This window comes from Lysobacter sp. Root667 (assembly GCF_001427715.1).
Lineage (GTDB): Bacteria > Pseudomonadota > Gammaproteobacteria > Xanthomonadales > Xanthomonadaceae > Lysobacter.
Window position 1 is genome coordinate 492,721 of record NZ_LMHF01000013.1, and the last position, 18,112, is coordinate 510,832.

Consider the following 18,112-nt stretch of genomic DNA (forward strand, 5'->3'; position numbering starts at 1 on the left):
CCGCCGTCCGTCCGATAAGCCCGTTAAACGCGCCCGCAAGGCCTCAGGCCCTGCGGGCGCGCCGTTTGGGGCGCCTAAAATCAGTCCTGCCGGGCACGGCTTGCCACTCGGGTCACGCCCGTCGCGGCAGGCTGAATCGGCCACTCGACCGTTCTGGCTGGGGGGCCAGCCAATTTCTGGAGCTTCGAGTCTGAACGGCAGGTGTAGCATGAAATTGGCGGGCTACGGCCCGTCATTCCAACCTACGACCAGGAGCCTCGCCATGTCTGCTGTCCCCGCACGTCTGCACCTCGAAGATTCTTCGCTGCTTCGCCGCGTCACCTCCGCCGACGGCACCGCCGATTGGTGCTACATGCACGCCAACCCCTCGCACGTGTACCACCCCTGCTTCTCCGAGCATCTGCTGTACGACATGAAGCGCACCCAGGAGTGCATCCGCCGCGAACTCGCGGCCGACAGCTCGCCCAGCGCCGGTATCCACCATCTGGTGCTCGCATCCGACGATTCCAAAGTCTTCAATCTCGGCGGCGATCTGTCGCTGTTCTCGCAGCTGATCCGCAACGGCAATCGCGGCCGCCTGCTCGAATACGCCAAGCTTTGCGTCGAAGTCGCGTTCAACCTGTACCAGCTCTACGAAGACCGCGTCCACAGCATCGCCGTGATCCAGGGCGACGCGCTCGGCGGCGGTTTCGAAGCCGCGCTGTGCTGCCACACCATCATCGCCGAGGAAGGCGCCGGCATGGGCTTCCCGGAAGTGCTGTTCGACCTGTTCCCGGGCATGGGCGCGTACACCTTCCTCACCCGTCGCGTCACCCCGTCCCAGGCCGAGCGCATGATGCTCGACGCGCGCGTCTATCCGGTCGAAGAACTGCTGCGCATGGGCGTGGTGGACATGGTCGTGCCGCGCGGCGAAGGCCTGCAGGCGGCCGCCGCCATGGTCAAGCGCAACCAGCGCATCGGCAATTCGCTGCGGGCGATGAACACCGTGCGCCAGGCGTGCCGCCCGATCACCCTGGACGAACTGCAGTCGGTCACCACCGAATGGGTGGATGCGGCGATGCGCCTGAACGACCGCGGGCTGAAGACCATGGAACGCCTGGTACGCGCTCAGCAACGCCGCGCTGAGTCCAATGCTCCGGCGCTCGCATTCGCATGAACATCTTCTCAGGGGGAGCCTGCCACGCGTCTTGCGTGGCAGGACGAAGGGGTCAGGACGCGTCGGGGACGTCCTTGCTGCGGCCTCCACGGCTGAGGCGCGTGACTTCGTGACGGCTGGCGTCGGTCACTGCGATTAGCTGCGCGGCCAGGTCCGCGACCAGCTTGGCTTGCTCGCGTCCCAGCGCTTCGTCGCTGGCGCGCATGATCTGCGAGCAGCGCTCGGCGATCGAGTGCGCGCCGAGGTTTTCCGCCACGCCCTTGTAGGCGTGCGCGACCTCGCGGAACTCTTCCCAGTTGCGCGCCGCACCGACCTTGGCCAGCTCCTGCTGGCAACCGCCCGCGTCCTTCAGGCATTGCTCGACGAAGTCGCGCAGGAACTGCTCGCCCAGGCCCATTTCGGCCAGTTCGGCCAGCACCGCCGGGTTGGTCAGCGGGCGGCTGACGTCGCTGATCGCGCGCACCGCCGGCAGCTTCTGCGAATCGACCACGTCGGCGATGGTCTCAAGCAGGCGTCCGACCACGATCGGCTTGGTCAGGAACGCCATCGCGCCGGCCTCGTTGGCCGCTTCCGAGGCCTGTACCGTGGCGTCGGCGCTGAGGATGATGGTCGGGGTATGGCGCCCGGTGCCCGCCTGCATGAAGCGCAGTTGCCGGATCACGTCCAGGCCGCTGAGGCCGGGCATGTGCATGTCGAGCACGGCCAGCTCGAACTGCGAGGCCTCCAGCTGGTCCAGCGCCTGCTCGCCGTCGTTGACCGAGGTCACGCGGTGGCCGGCGCGTTCGAGGATGCGCGTGAGCACGGTGCGGTTGGCCTGCTGATCGTCGGCGATCAGCACCCGCAGGTTGCGCACCCGGGTCTTGTGGCGGATGAAGGGATCCTCGAACGAGATCACCTTGCCGCCGTCGCTCGGCGCGGTTTCGTGGTGCTGGGTCGGTTGGGTTTCCTCCAGCAGCATCGGCAGCTCGATCCAGAAATGGCTGCCGCCGCCGGGGTTCTGCTCCAGCCCGATCTCGCCGCCCAGCAGCTGGGTCAGGGTGCGGGCGATGGTGGTGCCCAGGCCGGTGCCGCCGAAGCGCCGGGTCGGCCCGTTGTCGACCTGTTCGAAGGCCTGGAAGATGCGCTCGGCGTCCTGGCTGGACACGCCGATGCCGGTGTCGCGCACCGAGAAGCGCAGCCAGACGCGACGCTCGTGATCGGGCGCCTCGCTGCGCTCGCCGGCCAGGCGCGCGACCAGCGACACCCCGCCCTTCTCGGTGAACTTGACCGCGTTGTGCATCAGGTTCAACAGCACCTGGGTCAGCAGCGCGCTGTCGCCGTTGAGGCGCACCGGCACGTCGTCCTCGATATCGACCTTGAAGGTCAGGCCCTTGGCCGAGGCCAGCGGCTGCAGCATCTTCTGCAGGCGCTTGAGCACTTCCTGCAGATTGAAGTCGATGTCGCGGCGCTGCAGCTTGCCGGCCTCGATCGCCGAGATGTCAAGCACGTCGTTGACCAGCAGCAACAGCGACTGGGCGGAGGTGTGGATGACTTCGGCGTACTCGCGCTGCTCCGGCGCCAGACGGGTGCCGTGCATCAGCTCGGCCATGCCGATGATGCCGTTCAAGGGCGTGCGCAGTTCGTGACTCATATTGGCCAGGAAGCGGGTCTTGGCCTCGTTGGCGCGACGCGCGTCCTCGGTCGCCTTCTGTAGGCTGCGCAGCAACGACGACAGGTAGGCGGGGATCGCCACCAGTCCCAGCCACAGGCCCGCGGCCAGGTAAGGCTGCACGCGCCAGTAGGGATTGCCCAGGATCACCGCGATGAACGAGGCGCCCGCCAGCGCCGCGGCGGTGTACAGATAGGTGGTGCCGTAACGCAGGCCGTTGCCGATCGTCACCCACAGCACGATCACGTACAGCGGCGCCAGCGAGGGCGCGTCCAGCGACATCAGCATCGCCAGGGTCGAATAGTCGGCGATCATGCCGATCCAGCGCCGGATGTGCGAAACGCCGGGCGAGGCGACGATCGCGGCCATCAAGCCCAGGCCGATCACCGATTCGCCGAGCATGACCCAGAGCATGGTCATGGTCGCCTGGCTGTCGCGCTCGAACGCGTGCAGGCTCAGCAGGTAGGCCACGATCAGGCAGGCGATGACCAGCCGCACCAAAGCCTGCCCATGCTCGCTGTCAGGGCGATTCGAAAGGCGCTCCTTCAACAAGCGCAGAACGGAAGCCATCGGCTACTCCATGCCGGGACGGGGGACACTCGTCGAATAACGGCTGCAGATCTCTTCGAGACGGGCTCGGCTGCGTATCAGCGCATCCACGCAACGCGGGTCGAACAGGCGCCCGCGCTGGGCGTACAGGTAACCCAGGGCCGCATCCACGTCCCAGGCCTTCTTGTAGGGGCGCGGCGAGATCAGGGCGTCGAACACGTCGGCGACCGCGACGATCCGCGCTTCCAGCGGGATCTCCTCGCCGACCAGGCCGTCGGGATAACCGCTGCCGTCGTAGCGCTCGTGGTGACGCAGCGCGATCATCGCGCCGGCCTGGATGAAACGGTTCTGGCTGCCGCTGAGCAGTTCGTAGCCGATCTTGGGATGGCGGCGCATCACCGCCGTCTCCTCCTCGGTCAGCGGGCCGGGTTTCATCAGCACCGCATCGGGGATCGCGATCTTGCCCACGTCGTGCAGGGGCGCGGCCATCTCGATCACCCGCACTTCGTCCTCGAACATGCCCAGCGCCTCGGCGATCAAGCCGGCGATGTGGGCCATGCGCTCCAGGTAGGCGCTGGTGCCGGCGTCGCGGTACTCGATCGCGCGCGCCAGCCGCGACAGGGTTTCGCGCTCGCGTTCTTCGACCTCGTGCATGCTCGACAGCAGGCGCTGCTCCAGCGACAGCGCGCGTTGCTTGACGTTCTCCGACTGCTGACGCAGCTGCAACAGGTTGCGGCAACGCGCGCGCAGTTCGCGCGGACGCACCGGCTTGACCAGGAAGTCGATCACGCCGGCCTCCAGCGCGGCCTGGCGCACCGGCTCGTCGCCGACCACGGTGACCAGGATGATCGGAATGTCGCGGTGCAGCGGCAGGCGCCGGAAGCGACGCGCGAATTCCAGGCCGTCGATGCCCGGCATGCGGTAGTCGAGCAACAGCAGGTCGGGCTGGCTCGATTCGCACCAAGCCAGTGCGGCTTCCGGCTCGCCGAAGTCGTGCACGGCCAGCTCGGACGCAATGTCCTCGATGATGTGGCGCAGCATGGTGCGCGCGGACGTTTGGTCATCGACGATAACGACGTTCACACAGGCATCCGTGAGGGGCCACCCCCTGTGGTGGCCGACAAGGCGAGGATACCCCGCCCAGCGGCCGTTGGCAGCCGCCCCGTTCACTTTGCTTGCCGGCGTACATCCAAAACGCGGAAAGGCCGCAGCAGCGGCCTTCCGACTTTGCGCCACGACGGTGGCGCGGGGGTTCACGAGCGTCGCCCTAGCCCGTTCGGCCGACCCGGGTCGGCGTATGGGCCGGCGGACCGATCAACCGGCCTCGGGCCGCATGTAGGGGAACAGCAGCACGTCGCGGATCGAGGACGAGCCGGTCAGCAGCATCACCAGGCGGTCGATGCCCACGCCCAGGCCGCCGGTGGGCGGCAGGCCGACCTCGAGCGCGCGGATGTAGTCGGCGTCGTAGTGCATGGCCTCGTCGTCGCCGCCGGCCTTCTGGTCGACCTGGGCGCGGAAGCGCGCGGCCTGGTCCTCGGGGTCGTTGAGCTCGGAGAAACCGTTGGCCAGTTCCTTGCCGCCGATGAACAGCTCGAAACGGTCGGTGAGCTCCGGGTCGAGGTCGTTGGCGCGCGCCAGCGGGCTGACTTCGACCGGATGGTCGGTGATGAAGGTCGGCTGGATCAGGGTGTGCTCGACCGTCGCCTCGAAGATCTCCAGCAGCAGCTTGCCCCAGCCGTAGGAGGCCTTGACCGGCAGCTTGAGGCGGGCGCAGTGGGCGCGCATGACCTCCAGGTCGCGCAGCTCCTCGCGCTTGATCTCCGGGTTGTGTTCTAGCACCGCGTCGATCATCGACCAGCGCCGGAACGCCGGCCCCAGGTCGATGCGGTTGCCGTCCCACTCCGACACGACCGCGCCGACCTGCTCGGCGCAGTGGCGGATCACCGCCTCGGTCAGGTCCATGATCTCGGTGTAGGTGGCGTAAGCCTCGTACAGTTCGAGCATGGTGAATTCGGGGTTGTGCCGGGTCGACACGCCCTCGTTGCGGAAGTTGCGATTGATCTCGTAGACCCGTTCCAGGCCGCCGACCACCAGGCGCTTGAGGTAGAGCTCCGGCGCCACGCGCAGGTACAGCTCCAGGTCGAGGGCGTTGTGGTGGGTCGTGAACGGCTTGGCCGCGGCGCCGCCGGGGATGTAATGCATCATCGGCGTTTCCACTTCCAGGAAACGGCGCGCGTCCAGCCAGGCGCGGATCGCGCGGATGATCAGCGAGCGCTTCACGAACACGTCGCGCGCGTCCGGCGAGACGATCAGATCGACGTAGCGCTGGCGGTAGCGTTGCTCGACGTCGGCCATGCCGTGGAACTTGTCCGGCAGCGGCCGCAGCGCCTTGGTCAGCAGGCGCAGGCTCTGCGCCTTGAGCGACAGCTCGCCGGTACGGGTGCGGGTCAGTTCGCCCTCGGCGGAGACGATGTCGCCCAGGTCGAGTTCCTTGAACACCTCGTAGGCGTCGCCGAGCACGTCCTTCTTCAGCCACAGCTGCAGGCGGCCGGACTCGTCCTGGATCTGGCAGAAGCCGGCCTTGCCCATGTCGCGCTTGAGCAGCACGCGCCCGGCCACGGCGACGCGGTGGCGCTCGCCCTCCAGGGCCTCGGCGTTCCACCGCTCGGCGTCCTGGTACTGCGTTTGCAGGTCGCCGACGAAGTCGCCGCGGCGGAAGTCGTTGGGGAAAGCGATGCCCTGCCCTCGCAGCGCCGTGAGTTTGGCGCGACGCTCGGCGATCAGGTGGTTCTCGTCGGTCGGCGTCGTGTCGGGCGTCTGGTCGGTCATGGTCTTCGCGGATGAGTTGAGAATGCGGGTGGGACGGTGGGTCAGGAAAGCAGATTACTGGCAGCGGCTGCGGTTTGCTCGCTTTCGGGGGTGGATGGCCCGGCGCCCGGAAGGCCCGGTGACCTTGAGCACATCCTCGCGCCCGGCTGTGGGCCTAGATTCGCTCTTGGGCGCGCCGCCGGGTTCCGGCGGCCTCACAAGGCGGATGCATCATGTTCAAGAAATTTCTGATCGGTCTGGCCCTGGTGACCGTGGTCTGCGCCCTCGCCCGCGGTGGCCACGAATTCGGCCGGCATCTGGCGCAGAAGGAAAAGGCCGAAGCCGCGACCGCCAAGCCCTGAGGCATGCGGCGGGTCCGCAGGACGGGCGGCGGCCGCTGGCCGCGCCCACCCGCCCGCGCTCAGACCGCGTCGCTGCGTTTGGAGCCGACTTCCAGGCCCGATTTCAGGCTGGCCTCGACGAACTCGTCGAGATCGCCGTCGAGCACTTTTTGCGTGTCGCTGCGCTCGATGCCGGTGCGCAGGTCCTTGATCCGGCTCTGGTCGAGCACGTAGTTGCGGATCTGGCTGCCCCAGCCGATGTCGGACTTGGTCGCCTCGACCGCGTCGCGCTCGGCGTTGCGCTTCTGGATCTCCAGCTCGTACAGCTTGGCGGCCAGCATCTTCATCGCGTTGTCGCGGTTCTGGTGCTGGCTGCGTCCGGTCTGGCAGGCCACGACTATGCCGCTGGGGATGTGGGTGATGCGCACCGCCGACTCGGTCTTGTTGACGTGCTGGCCGCCGGCGCCGGAGGAGCGGTAGACGTCGGTGCGCAGGTCGGCCGGGTTGATCTCGATGTCGATGTTGTCGTCGACTTCCGGCGACACGAACACCGAGGTGAAGCTGGTGTGGCGGCGGTTGTCGGAGTCGAACGGCGACTTGCGCACCAGCCGGTGCACGCCGGTTTCGGTCTTGAGCCAGCCGTAGGCGAAGTCGCCCTCGACCCGCATCGTGGCCGACTTGATCCCGGCGACGTCGCCGCCGCTGACTTCCATCAGCTCGGTCTTCCAGCCGCGCGATTCGCACCAGCGCAGGTACATGCGCAGCAGGATTTCGGCCCAGTCCTGGGCCTCGGTGCCGCCGGCGCCGGCCTGGATGTCGACGAAGGCGTTGGACGCGTCCATCTTGCCGGAGAACATGCGCCGGAATTCGAGCTTCTCGACTTCCTTGGCGTAGCGCTCGACGTCCTCGACCACAGCCAGCGCGGTGGACTCGTCGTCCTCCATCTCGGCCAGTTCCAGCAGTTCGCCGGCGCCGACCAGGCCGTCGGTGAGGTTGCGGATGCCGTCGACCACTTTTTCCAGCGAGGAACGCTCGCGGCCCAGGCCCTGGGCACGCTCGGAGTCGTTCCAGATGTCGGGGTTTTCGAGTTCGCGGTTTACTTCTTCGAGACGTTCGACCTTGCTGTCGTAGTCAAAGATACCCCCTGAGCGAATCCAGCCGTCCGGTGAGGTCGGCGATGCGCTGGCGGACGGGATTGAGTTCGATCATGTCCGGTGGTTTTGATGCGGATGAACCGGCGATTCTAGCAGGCCGGGCGGGCCGAGGCCCTGCCCGGCCAGCGGGACAGGCGCGGCAGCCCATCGAAGCCGCGATCGGCCGGATGCCGGTCGCGGCCCGCGCCGCTCCTCTCCCTGGGGCGAGGCCTATTTGACCTCGAACTCGCCCACCAGCACGGTTTCCGACTGCTGCTTCAGCCGCAGGGTCACGCGCTGGTCCTGCTGGCGCGGAGTGCCGAAACCGGTGCTCAGCCACAGCTGCAGCGTGGTGGCGCCGGTGACCAGCTGCTGGCGGTCGCCGTAGAAGTTGGCCTCGACCTTGTACTTGCCGGGCTTGGCGTCGCGCAGCATGAACTCCTCCGGCCCGTAGCCGCCGGTGAAGTCGTCGGAGATGCGTCCGCCCTGGTAGGTCAGGGTGTGCTGGTAGAAGCAGCGCTCGCCGTTGGGGTCGGTGACCCACAGGTCCATGTCGGAGTTGTCGCTGTCCCAGCTCAGCACCGCACGCAGGTCCAGCGGCAGGTTGCGCAGCAGGCGCCGGTCCATGGCCGAGGTGTCCAGCGGCTTGCCCGAGGTCGCCACGATCGCGTTGAGTTCGTTCAGCGCGATCAGGGCCACGCCTTCGAAGCGGCTGTCCCAGGCCCGGCTGACGACCTGGTAGAGGTTGTCGATGGCCGGCTGGTAGTCGCGCGCCGCCGCATAGGCCAGGCCGAGGTCGCGGAAACTCTGCGGTTCCTCTTCGGCCAGGCGCACCACCCGCTCGAACACCGGCACCGCCAGGGTCGGCTCGTCGGCCTGCAGCAGGCGGTAGCCGAGCACGCGCAGGATATGGCGGTTCTCCAGATCCAGCTCGGCCAGGTTGGACAGCACCCGCAGCGCCAGCGCGCGCTGCTTCTTCTCCAGCAGCACGTCGGCCACGTCCAGGTAGAACGCGGTGCTGGCGGCGTAGCCGTCGCGCTCGTCCAGGTAGATGGCGTAGGCCTGCTCCGGCGAGGCCTTGCGCAGACGTGCGGCGTACGGCGAATCGGGTTTCCAGGCCTGCAGGGCGATGGTCGCGCCGCGGCCTTCGCCGCTGTCGCCGGCCTCGCTCTTGGACTCGGCCTCGACTTGGGCTAGTTCTTCGGCGGTGAGCCGCGCGCCGGTGACTTCGATCCGGTCCAGGCTGGTCGCCGCCGCGTCTGGCATATCCACAGCCTCCGCTTCTGCATCTGCATCGACGGGCATCGGTGCCGGCGCCGCCATTGGCATCGGCGGCGCGTAGCCGGCCACGGCACGCTCGCTTTCGCCGGCGCGCTGGCGGTGCTTGGCCTCGGTCTCGGGGCTGGGCGGCCTGCCCTTGGGCCAGGTCTTCTGCCACCACTGCACCGTGCCCTCGAACTGCGCCGCGATCTCGTCCAGATGGCTGCGCCGCGCCTCGTCGCGCTGTGCGACCTGGGTCGACTTCAAGCGATCGAACTCGGCGCGCAGCTCGGCCGGCGGCAGGATGTCGTGCTCCAGGTAGTCGGAGACCGCTTCCAGCACCAGCAGCGAGGTTTCCGGCGTGACCAGGCCGAACTGCTGGCTCAGGCGCGCGATGCCGGCGCGGTTGAGCTCCGGCTCGGCGCTCAGCGCACGCACCCGGTAGCCGGCCCACAGCCGAGCCGCGTAGGCGCTGTCGGGCGTATCGGCGCCGATCGCCAGATCCAGCGGCGCCTGGCCGTCGAAGCGCAGCGTCACTTTCGCGTTCGGCGCGGTCAGGCGTCCCGCCACGCGCAGCACGCCGTCGCTCGGATAGGCCGACTCGGCGACCAGATCGGTCGCGCCCAATGCTTCCAGATCGGTCAGGCGCGTGCCGCTCGCCAGCAATTCGCGCGCGCCGCTCTCGATCGCGCCCGGCGTCTGCCAGGCGATCAGGCGCCCACCATGCCCCTCGGCCAGCGCGCTCAGGCGCGTGCTGTCGGCGGCGTTGCCTGCGGAGTTGATCGCGTACAGGCGCTGGCCGCGGCCGAGTTCGGGGAAACGGCGCTGGCCGTAGTTGAACAGGCCGTCGCTGACCAGCAGGTATTCCTCGATCTCCGCCTGCGCGGTCCAGCCGCCGGGATCGGTGGCGCCGTCGTAGACCGTAGCCTTCAGCGCCTCGCGCAGCGCCCGCCAATCGCCGCCCTGGACGCGGAAGTCTCCCGCCTCCTCGGCGCGGTCGCGCAGTCGGATCAGGTGCACCTGGGCATCGCCGAGCGCGGCGAAGTAACGATCCAGCAGCGCCAGTTCGCCGGCCAGGTCGCGCTTGCGGCCCGAGGCCGAACTGTCCCACAGCAGACCGACGCGCTTGGGCAGCGCGCGCGTGGCAGCGGTCGCGGCCACCGGCACTTCGGCGACGAAGTAATGCTGGCCGCCCACGCTCTGGGTGTAGACCTGCGCCGACCTGGCGCGCGCGAAACGCAGCCCCAGGCCGTTGCCGATCAGTTGTTCGCGCCCGATCCGCGCCGCATAGCCGCCCTTGCCGTCGCGCTTGAACTCCACCCGGCCGAAACCGCCGTCGACCTGCGGCGCCGAGGCGCCGCGAGCGAGCACCCGCAGCTCGACCGCATCCGCGCCGCGCGCGTAGTCCAACGGCAACTGCAGACGACGGCCGTCGCCGTCGGGACGCAGGGCCTCGACGTAGCTCAGGCGCACGCGGCGCATGCCCTGGGCCGGGATCGGATACACCCGCAGGCGGAAATGGTTGCCTTCGGTCTTCTCCAACAGGGCCGGATCGACCCGGCGCCGCTCGATCGCCTCGAACACCGCCTGCCCCTGCGCCTTGGGCACCGGCACCGCCGCACGCATGCGGCCGTCGATGTCGAGCGCGAAGGCGCTGATCTGCTGGCCTTCGTGCAGCGGGAACTGCAGCTCGCCTTCCAGCGGCCGGTTATTGGGATTGCGGAAAGTCAGATCGACCGTGGTCTGGGCCAGGCCGCCGTTGAGCTCGACCTCGACCGCGGCCGCCTCCAGCACGATCGGCTGCTCGGCCCCGGCCGCGCGCATCAGCGGCGGCGCGGTCACCGGGCCGCGCACCTGGGCGTCCGCCGGCCCGCTCATCTGCACGGCGACCGCACCGCTCAGTCCCAACAACAGGCACACATGCAAGCAATAGGAACGCACCGGTCACCTCTCCTGGATTCGTCTTCGATCGATTGATTCGAGCGGCCTGTCCGACCGGCCTGCCTGTAGCCAACGCACGCGCGCGACCAACGGGGTTGAGACGCGCCGGCGCGCGTGCTCTACCCCGCCCGTGATCTTTCGACCGCGACCTTCCGACCGTGAGTCCCCGACCGTGCTGTCCCCTGCCCGTGCCGTGCCCGCCCCGGACCGGGTCGTCGCGACATCGGTCCGCCGTTGCCGGCGCTTGGCCGAACTATGACGGACATCGCGATTTGTCGCTATCCAAACGCCTTTCCAGTGTGCCGGCGCGCCCGATCGCTCCGCCATCATCGATTCGGCCGCGTCGCTGCGCGGACCGACATGATTCCGAATTCCGCATCCAGGAGCCAGACGCAATGACACGTAAAGGCATGCTTCGCTTCGCATTGTTGGCCGGCGTTTCGGCCGCCAGCGCCACGACCATGGCGGCGGAAATGAGCGCCGCGCCGGTCACGGCCCGCCCCATGGCCAGCGCCCTGGGCGGCGCCGACTTCGCCACCGGCCGCAAGATCCGTTCGCTGCGCGCGGTCGACCTGGGCCTGCCGGACGCGGCCAGCCTGGCGGCGGTGCGCACGCGCCGCGCCGACCAGTACAAGCACGGCCAGCCCCTGGAAATCGGCTTCGCCCGCAACGTCGGCCGCAGCCGCGTCGATCTGACCGGCCTGGACTGGGAAGCATTGCCCGACGGTTCGCACGGCGCCCGCTTCACTCTGACCTCGACGCATGCCGTGGCCTTGCGCGCGGGCCTGCTGCTGCGCGCCGCGCGCAAGTCCGGCGGCGATCCCTCGGCGGTGACCCTGCGCTTCGCCGGCAGCGACGGCCGCGTGTTCACCGACAACGGCCGCAACTACAGCGGCAGCGAAGCCGGCTGGTCGCCGACCGTCGCCGGCGATACGCTCACCGTCGAAATCGTGCTCGCGCCGGGCCAGCGCCCGGACGGCTTCGATCTGAACGTGCCGCAGCTGTCGCACCTGGACGTGGATCCGGCCGCCAACACCCGCGACCTGTCCAAGGCCAGCGGCGTCGGCGCCAGCGGCGCCTGCGAAAAGGACATCGTCTGCCGCGTCAACCCGACCTCGGGCTTCCTGGCGGCGAGCAAGGCCGTGGCGCGCATGGTCTTCACGGCCAAGGGCAAGTCCTACCTGTGCACCGGCACGCTGCTCAATAACGACAACTCGCCCAAGCGCCAGTTGTTCTGGACCGCCGCGCACTGCATCAGCACCCAGCGAGTCGCCGATACGCTGCAGACCTACTGGTTCTTCGACGCCACCGCCTGCGACAACGACACCGCCAACCCGGGTGCGGTGACGCTGACCGGCGGCGCCTACCTGCGTCACGCCAACACGACCCGCGACACCTCGCTGCTGGAACTGAAGGCCGCGCCGCCCACCGGCGCCTACTACGCCGCCTGGAACAGCAGCGCCATCGCCGCCAACGGCACCGCGATCGAAGGCATCCACCACCCGGCCGGCGATTTGAAGAAATACTCCCTGGGTTCGGTCACCAGCCTGTCGTACACGCTGGACGGCAAGTCGCCCTTGACCCGCGTCGCCTGGAACACCGGCGTCACCGAAGGCGGCTCCTCGGGCTCGGCGCTGTTCACCGTCGCCGCCAGCGGCGACTACCAGCTGCGCGGCGGCCTGTACGGCGGAACGTCGTTCTGCTCCGCCCCCAGCGACCCGGACGGCTACTCGCAGCTCAGCGGCGTGTGGTCGAGCATCTCGTCCTACTTCGGCCCCTGACCGATCCGGCCTCTCCCGCTTTCGCGCGGGAGAGGCCGAAGCGTCGCGTACGGCGATCAGACTTTGAAGTCGTCGTACGCGACCCGTTCGTCCGCCACCCCCAACTTGCGCAGCAGCTGACGCGTCGCGGCCAGCATCGCCGGCGGGCCGCACAGATAGAACTCGCAGGCCGACAGGTCCGGGTGCCGGCTGAGCAGATGCTCGTGGGTGGCCTCGTGGACCAGGCCGCGTACCAGACCGCTGCCCTGCTCGGCGTCCTCCGACAACACCAGGTGCCAGCTGAAGTTGGCGTGGCATTGCGCCAGCTCGGCCATCTCCTGCGCATACGGCGCCTCGCGCAGCGTGCGCGCGCCGTACCAGTAGTGGATGCGCTCCTGCGCGCCGCGGTCGAGGCAGGCATGGATCATCGCCCGCAACGGCGCCATGCCGGCGCCGCCGCCGATGAAGACCTTCTCGCATTCGCCCGGTTTGACCGCGAAGTCGCCGAACGCGCCGCTGTAGCGGATCGTGTCGCCGGCCTTGAGCGAGTACAGATAGGTCGAGCCCTTGCCGAACACCGGGCGCTTCTTGTGTTGCGCGCCCGGACTGAATCGCGCCAGCAGGGTCAGGCGCCCTTCGGCCTTGTCCACCGGCAGGGCCAGCGAATACGAGCGCCGCACCGCGTCCTTGTTGTGCAGGGTCCCGGGCAAGGCCAACCCGGCCCAATCCTCACGATGGTGCTCGGGATAGGCGATGTCGTCGCGCTGCAGGCGGTAGTCCGGCACGTGCACCTGCAGATAGGCGCCCGGCTGGAACTCCGGACCGGGCGGCTGCTCGGGCCGGAGCACGATCTCGCGCAGGAACGGCGTGACCGCGACGACCGATTCGACCGTGGCCTTGCGCTGCGTCCACAGCCCGGCGCCGCCCGCGACCTCGATTTGCAGATCGTCGTCCAGCGGCAGATTGCAGGCCAGGCGATGGCCGATGCGCAGCCGGCTTTCGTCCAGATGGGCGCGGTCGGCGCTGGTCGGTTCGGGCGCGGCGCCGCGCACCCGCACCTCGCACAGGCCGCAGCTCTGGCCGCCGCCGCAGTTCGACGGCAGCTGCAGACCGTTGCGGGCCATGGCCAGATAGACCGTGTCGCCGCGATGCGATTCCAGCGAACGCAACTTGTCGCCGGCGTTGTCGAACACCGTCAACGCGCGCAACGGCCGCCAGCGCGCCGGCACGAACTCGTCCAGACGGAAACTGGCGACCAGCAGCCACACGCCGGACAACGCGATCCACAAGCCGCCGGCCGCGGCCATGATCACCAGCGGATTGTTGAAATCCTGGCGCCCGGTGTAATCCATGATGTGCAACATCCAGAAGATGTCGAACAGGCGCCAGCTGTCGTTGCGCCGTTCCAGGATGCTGCCGTCCTGCGCCGACAGGTACAGCGTGGTGCCGTCGCCGTCGTCGAAGTCCACGCGCCAGATCGGGCCGGCATGCCCGCGCGCTTCCAGCGTGGCGCGCTGCATCCACTGCGGCGCGCCCGGACGTCCGTCGCCGACGTAGTCCGCCGCGGCCAAGGCCCCAGCGAGCGCGGCATCGATCGTCAGCGGCCGTCCGTCGCGCGCGTCCACCAGCCAGACCGCGGATTTGTGGCTGAGACGATAGACCGGGCGTTCCTGCAGCCAGGCCGCGTCCACGCTCTGTACCGGCTTGCCGGCCTGGGCCAGCAACTGCGCCGGCGCGAGCGTGCCCTCGGGCCAGGCGCGCACGCTCTTGGCGGCGTGCGCGCGATGCTGGTGACCTTGCACGGTTTCGTGATCGAGCACGCTCATCACCAGCCCGCTCGCGGTCCACAGCACGAATTGCAGCGCGACGATCAGGCCCACCCATTTATGCAGCTTGCGCATCCAGGGCGTCATGCGGGCCGCCTCTTGCTGAAGCTGTACAACAGCAGCCAGACGCCGCTGAGCGCGAACGCCAGGCCCAAGCCGGACGCGATCCGCAGCAGGGTGTTGTTGACGTCGGTCCGCTCCTGGTAATCCATGATGTGGAACATCCACAGGAAGTCGAACCAACGCCACAGGTCGTGGCGTTTGGCCAGCAGTTCGCCGCTCTGCGGCGAGAGGTAGAGCGCGGTCTCGTTGCTGTCGGCGAACGACACCCGCCACATCGGCAGCGGCCGGGTTTTGACTTCGCTGGGCGCTTCATGCAGCAACTCGACCGCCGCGATCGGTGCCTTGCCCTGGTACAACGATGCGGCCAGGGACCGCGCGGTCGCTTCGTCCAGCGGACTGAGCGGTTCGCCGCTGCGCGCGTCGACCAGGCTCAGCGTCTGGCCCTGGCGCAGTTCGTACACCTCGCGGTCCATGAAGCGCTTGAGCCGGAACCCGGTCAGGCCCGGGTACTGCCGGCGCAATGCGTCCGGCGCGAGGAACGCGCTCGACGCGGACAAGGGCTTGGCCTTGGTGTGCGCCAGATGATCGCCGTGGATGATGTCGATCGAAATGGAGGTCATGTACAGGCCGCTGATCATCCACAGCAAGGCCTGGACGCCGACCACCAAGGCGATCCACTTGTGGGCGCGGCGCGCCCAGAATGCAGGTTTCATAGCTTCACCACTCTCGATTCGTGCTCAGGCCGGGAGGTTTCGTCCCCGCCGGCGCAAGCCGGCAGGGACGCCGCGCATCACCAGCGATAGGTGGCTTTGAGGTTCCAGCGCCGGCCCAACAGGTCGTAGGTCATGGTGTCGGTGTTGGCGTCGGTCCAGCTTTGGATGAACGGTGGCGACTTGTCGAACAGGTTGTCGATGCCGACCGACAGATCGAAGGCCTCGCTGAACGCGTACTTCGCCTGCACGTTGTGGTAACTCACGCTGGGTGCGCGGTCGCCGATGTCGCCGCGCGCGGCGTTGATATCGTCGGCCGAACCGATGTACTGCACGCTGTACGAACCCGACCAGGGACCGCGCACCAGGGTCAGCGAACCGAACGAACGCCACTGCGTGTAGCTGCCGCGGCCGCCGGTGATCTTGCCGGCGTAGCGGATCTCGTCGGCGCCGAGGAACGGACGCACGTCGTAGTTCTTCAGATACGACACATCCCAGTTCAAGGTCGCGTCCCAACCGGCCAGGTCGAACTGGTACAGCAGGCCCAGGTCCAGGCCCGAGACCCGCTCGCTGGCCGCGTTGACCGGCTGCGCGGAGAGGAAGTCGATCTCGCCGGTCAGCGGACTGCGGGTGAAGTTGGCGCTGCTGCAGAACGGGTGGCTCAAACCCGGCGTGTTGTAGCAGACCGCGAGCTTGGTCGAACCGTCGATGCGCTGGATCGCGTTGTCGATCTTGATGTTGTAGTAGTCCAGGGTCACGGTCAGATCCGGCGCGAACGTCGGCGTCCAGACCGCGCCGACGGTCAGCGTCTTGGCGTCTTCGGGTTCGAGTTCGGCATTGCCGCCGACCGTGGTCAGCACCGAATTGCCCAGTTGGGTGTAGCCCACCGGCACGCCGGCGGCCTGGCAGTTCTGGTAGATCACCGACGACGCCGGCTTTCCGCTCCAGCCGCCGCAAGGATCGGTGGTGGTCAGGTTGCCTTCGGACACGCCGCCGAACAGCTCCGGTACGTTCGGGATGCGGAACGCGGTCGCGTAGTTGGCGCGCAGCTTGAGCGAGGGCACCACCTGCCAGTCCAGACCGACCTTGTAGTTGGTGTCGGCGCCGAACAGATCGTAGTCGGAGTAGCGCACCGCGGCGTTCAGGGTCAGCGAATCGGCGAAGGCCTTGCCTTGCAGCAGCGGCACCGCGACTTCGGCGAACACTTCCTTGGCGGTGTATTCGCCGGCGATGCGCTGCTGCTGGTTGGTGTTGGCGATGCCCAGCACGGTCAGCGGATCGGGATCGCGCCAGCCGCGTTCCTTGCGCACCTCCACGCCGGTCGCCAGCCCGACCCAGCCGGCGGGCAGCTCGAACAACTGGCCGCTGACGTTGGCGGTGAAGCTCTTCTGCTCGTTGCCGCCGCTGTCGCGGGTCGTGAACATGATGTAGTCCAGCACCTGCCGGGTGACGTCGCCGTAGCCCAGGTAGTCGGCGCAGGGTATCGCCGCGCCCGGCGCGTTGCTGCACACGGCGGTGTTCAAGGTCTGATCGACGCGGTCCAGGTTGGCGACGTTGTCGGAACCGTCGATGCCGGTGTTGCGGCCCCAGTTCAGCGCCGCCGACCAGTCCCAGCCCACGCCGAACTTGCCGTCCAGGCCCAGCACCACGCGGAAGGTGTCGGTCCCCTGGTAGAACTCGCGCACGCCGGCTTCCTGCAGGCGGCGGCGTTGCAGCAGCAGATTCTGCCCGGTCGGGTTGGTCGGATGATTGGCGGCGATATTGATCGGCCGGTACTGGCCGATCGCGCCCGGCGTCGCGAGCTGGTTGGAGCGCCGGTTGGTGTACATCAACTCGGTGAACAGGCGCAGGTCGTCGCTGAGGTTCAAGTTGCCGAAGCTGCTGAAGCTCAGGCGCTTGATCGGGTTGACCGCGTTGAGATACGGGTTGCCGTTGTAGTTGTGCTTGGCCGAATAGGTTTCGAAGAAATCGCCGTCGCCGTTCGGATCCTGGTTGAAGTTGACCCGGCGTCCGTCGGCGAGCACGGCGCGGCCGCCGATGGTGGTCGAACTGCCCTCGCACACCAACTGGCCGTTGGATTCGCCCAGGCCGCAGGGCGCGCGGTCGGCCATGTTGACCGTGCCGCCTTCGGCGTAGTTGATCGCCGCCATGATCGAGCCGCGTTCGCCGCTCATGCCCCAGGCCAGATCGACCGCGGTTTCGTCGCCGTCGCCCTGGAAGGTCTGGCCGTAGCGCACCGAGGCTTCGACGCCGTCGAACTTCTTCTTGGTGATGATGTTGACCACGCCGGCCACCGCGTCGGCGCCGTAGATCGCCGACGCGCCGTCCTTGAGCACCTCGACGCGCTCGATCAGCGCGATCGGAATCACGTTGAGGTCCACCGAACTGTTGGCGCCGGTGCCGCCGTTGACGATGCGGCGGCCGTTCAACAGCACCAGGGTGCGGTTGATGCCCAGGCCGCGCAGATTGACCTGGGTGGTGCCGTAGCCGTTGTCGGCCCAATAGGCGTTGGTCTGATTGCCGGCGAAGCCCGCGGCAGCCGGCAGGCGCTGCAGCAAGGTGTCCACCGAGATCGCGCCGGAGCGCTGAATGGCTTCGCGGTCGATCACGGTGACCGGTCCGACGCCGGAAATCTGGGCGCGTTTGATATGGCTGCCGGTGACGGTCACCGTGTCTACGGTCGTCGCATCCTGCGCGGTTTCGTCCGTAGGGGCGACCGGTGCGGCGGTTTGGGCGTGGGCGGCATGGCCGATGCCGGCGGACAGCATCAGGCCTATCGCCGAGGCGAGATAGTTGCGCTTGCAGTACATGAAATTCCCCGAACGGTTTGTGATCTGGGTTTCGATTGCCCACGGCTCGGGCCGCACGCGTACGCGCGGATGCGAAGTCGGGGGCAACGGGGACCACCACGCAGGTG

At 68.2% G+C, this 18,112-nt stretch carries 11 protein-coding genes; 3 read left to right on the forward strand and 8 right to left on the reverse strand.

Translation table 11 applies throughout. The annotated features are described in order from the left end of the window. Positions 1 to 262: 262 nt before the first annotated feature. Complete coding sequence (locus ASD78_RS15065; protein WP_055901595.1) at positions 263 to 1,156, forward strand: crotonase/enoyl-CoA hydratase family protein; 894 nt, start codon at positions 263 to 265, stop codon at positions 1,154 to 1,156. Between the two features lie 52 nt (positions 1,157 to 1,208). On the opposite strand, the gene ASD78_RS15070 is transcribed toward ASD78_RS15065, so the two are convergent. The 3 genes from ASD78_RS15070 to lysS all read right to left on the reverse strand — a co-directional run bounded on the left by ASD78_RS15070 (position 1,209) and on the right by lysS (position 6,182). Beyond that, complete coding sequence (locus tag ASD78_RS15070) at positions 1,209 to 3,374, reverse strand: response regulator (protein ID WP_082575651.1); 2,166 nt, start codon at positions 3,372 to 3,374, stop codon at positions 1,209 to 1,211. 3 nt (positions 3,375 to 3,377) lie between these two features. Further along, a complete protein-coding gene (locus ASD78_RS15075) occupies positions 3,378 to 4,436 on the reverse strand; it encodes a two-component system response regulator (protein WP_055901601.1) in 1,059 nt (352 codons plus the stop codon). Positions 4,437 to 4,667: 231 nt separating this feature from the next. After that, the gene (lysS, locus tag ASD78_RS15080) at positions 4,668 to 6,182 is read right to left on the reverse strand and encodes a lysine--tRNA ligase (protein WP_055901603.1); all 1,515 of its coding nucleotides are present in this window, start codon (positions 6,180 to 6,182) and stop codon (positions 4,668 to 4,670) included. A 212-nt stretch (positions 6,183 to 6,394) separates the two neighbouring features. Between lysS and ASD78_RS21715 the strand changes: the two genes are divergently transcribed. Then, a complete protein-coding gene (locus ASD78_RS21715; protein WP_255355402.1) occupies positions 6,395 to 6,523 on the forward strand; it encodes a hypothetical protein in 129 nt (42 codons plus the stop codon). Positions 6,524 to 6,582: 59 nt separating this feature from the next. Here the strand turns inward: ASD78_RS21715 and prfB are convergent. Beyond that, positions 6,583 to 7,711 (reverse strand): peptide chain release factor 2 gene (prfB, locus tag ASD78_RS15085; RefSeq protein ID WP_200944219.1). Its coding sequence is split into 2 segments (ribosomal slippage): positions 6,583 to 7,635 and positions 7,637 to 7,711, totalling 1,128 coding nucleotides; the frame shifts between segments, so codons are not numbered across the junction. 155 nt (positions 7,712 to 7,866) lie between these two features. Beyond that, positions 7,867 to 10,836 (reverse strand): VIT domain-containing protein, encoded by a 2,970-nt coding sequence (locus ASD78_RS15090; protein WP_235566512.1) that lies wholly within the window; start codon positions 10,834 to 10,836, stop codon positions 7,867 to 7,869. 395 nt (positions 10,837 to 11,231) lie between these two features. Here ASD78_RS15090 and ASD78_RS15095 point away from each other — a divergent pair, with 395 nt between their 5' ends. Beyond that, complete coding sequence (locus ASD78_RS15095) at positions 11,232 to 12,617, forward strand: trypsin-like peptidase domain-containing protein (RefSeq protein WP_055901609.1); 1,386 nt, start codon at positions 11,232 to 11,234, stop codon at positions 12,615 to 12,617. A 56-nt stretch (positions 12,618 to 12,673) separates the two neighbouring features. Here ASD78_RS15095 and ASD78_RS15100 read toward each other — a convergent pair whose 3' ends face one another. The 3 genes from ASD78_RS15100 to ASD78_RS15110 form a co-directional block, all read right to left on the reverse strand. Continuing rightward, positions 12,674 to 14,509: a 2Fe-2S iron-sulfur cluster-binding protein gene (locus tag ASD78_RS15100; protein ID WP_056102797.1), complete on the reverse strand. Its 1,836-nt coding sequence runs from the start codon at positions 14,507 to 14,509 to the stop codon at positions 12,674 to 12,676. Beyond that, positions 14,506 to 15,198: a PepSY domain-containing protein gene (locus tag ASD78_RS15105; protein ID WP_056102799.1), complete on the reverse strand. Its 693-nt coding sequence runs from the start codon at positions 15,196 to 15,198 to the stop codon at positions 14,506 to 14,508. The genes ASD78_RS15100 and ASD78_RS15105 overlap by 4 nt, the downstream gene beginning before the upstream one ends. A gap of 77 nt (positions 15,199 to 15,275) precedes the next feature. Continuing rightward, a complete protein-coding gene (locus ASD78_RS15110) occupies positions 15,276 to 18,005 on the reverse strand; it encodes a TonB-dependent receptor (RefSeq protein WP_056102802.1) in 2,730 nt (909 codons plus the stop codon). Positions 18,006 to 18,112 lie beyond the last annotated feature (107 nt).

What these genes read in the sequence shown, in the direction of transcription:
- ASD78_RS15095 (WP_055901609.1), top strand. Translation starts at nt 11,232, where the DNA reads ATGACACGTAAAGGCATGCTTCGCTTCGCATTGTTGGCCGGCGTTTCG.
- ASD78_RS15105 (WP_056102799.1), bottom strand. Translation starts at nt 15,198, where the DNA reads ATGAAACCTGCATTCTGGGCGCGCCGCGCCCACAAGTGGATCGCCTTG.
- ASD78_RS15100 (WP_056102797.1), bottom strand. Translation starts at nt 14,509, where the DNA reads ATGACGCCCTGGATGCGCAAGCTGCATAAATGGGTGGGCCTGATCGTC.
- ASD78_RS15110 (WP_056102802.1), bottom strand. Translation starts at nt 18,005, where the DNA reads ATGTACTGCAAGCGCAACTATCTCGCCTCGGCGATAGGCCTGATGCTG.
- lysS (WP_055901603.1), bottom strand. Translation starts at nt 6,182, where the DNA reads ATGACCGACCAGACGCCCGACACGACGCCGACCGACGAGAACCACCTG.
- ASD78_RS21715 (WP_255355402.1), top strand. Translation starts at nt 6,395, where the DNA reads ATGTTCAAGAAATTTCTGATCGGTCTGGCCCTGGTGACCGTGGTCTGC.
- ASD78_RS15070 (WP_082575651.1), bottom strand. Translation starts at nt 3,374, where the DNA reads ATGGCTTCCGTTCTGCGCTTGTTGAAGGAGCGCCTTTCGAATCGCCCT.
- ASD78_RS15065 (WP_055901595.1), top strand. Translation starts at nt 263, where the DNA reads ATGTCTGCTGTCCCCGCACGTCTGCACCTCGAAGATTCTTCGCTGCTT.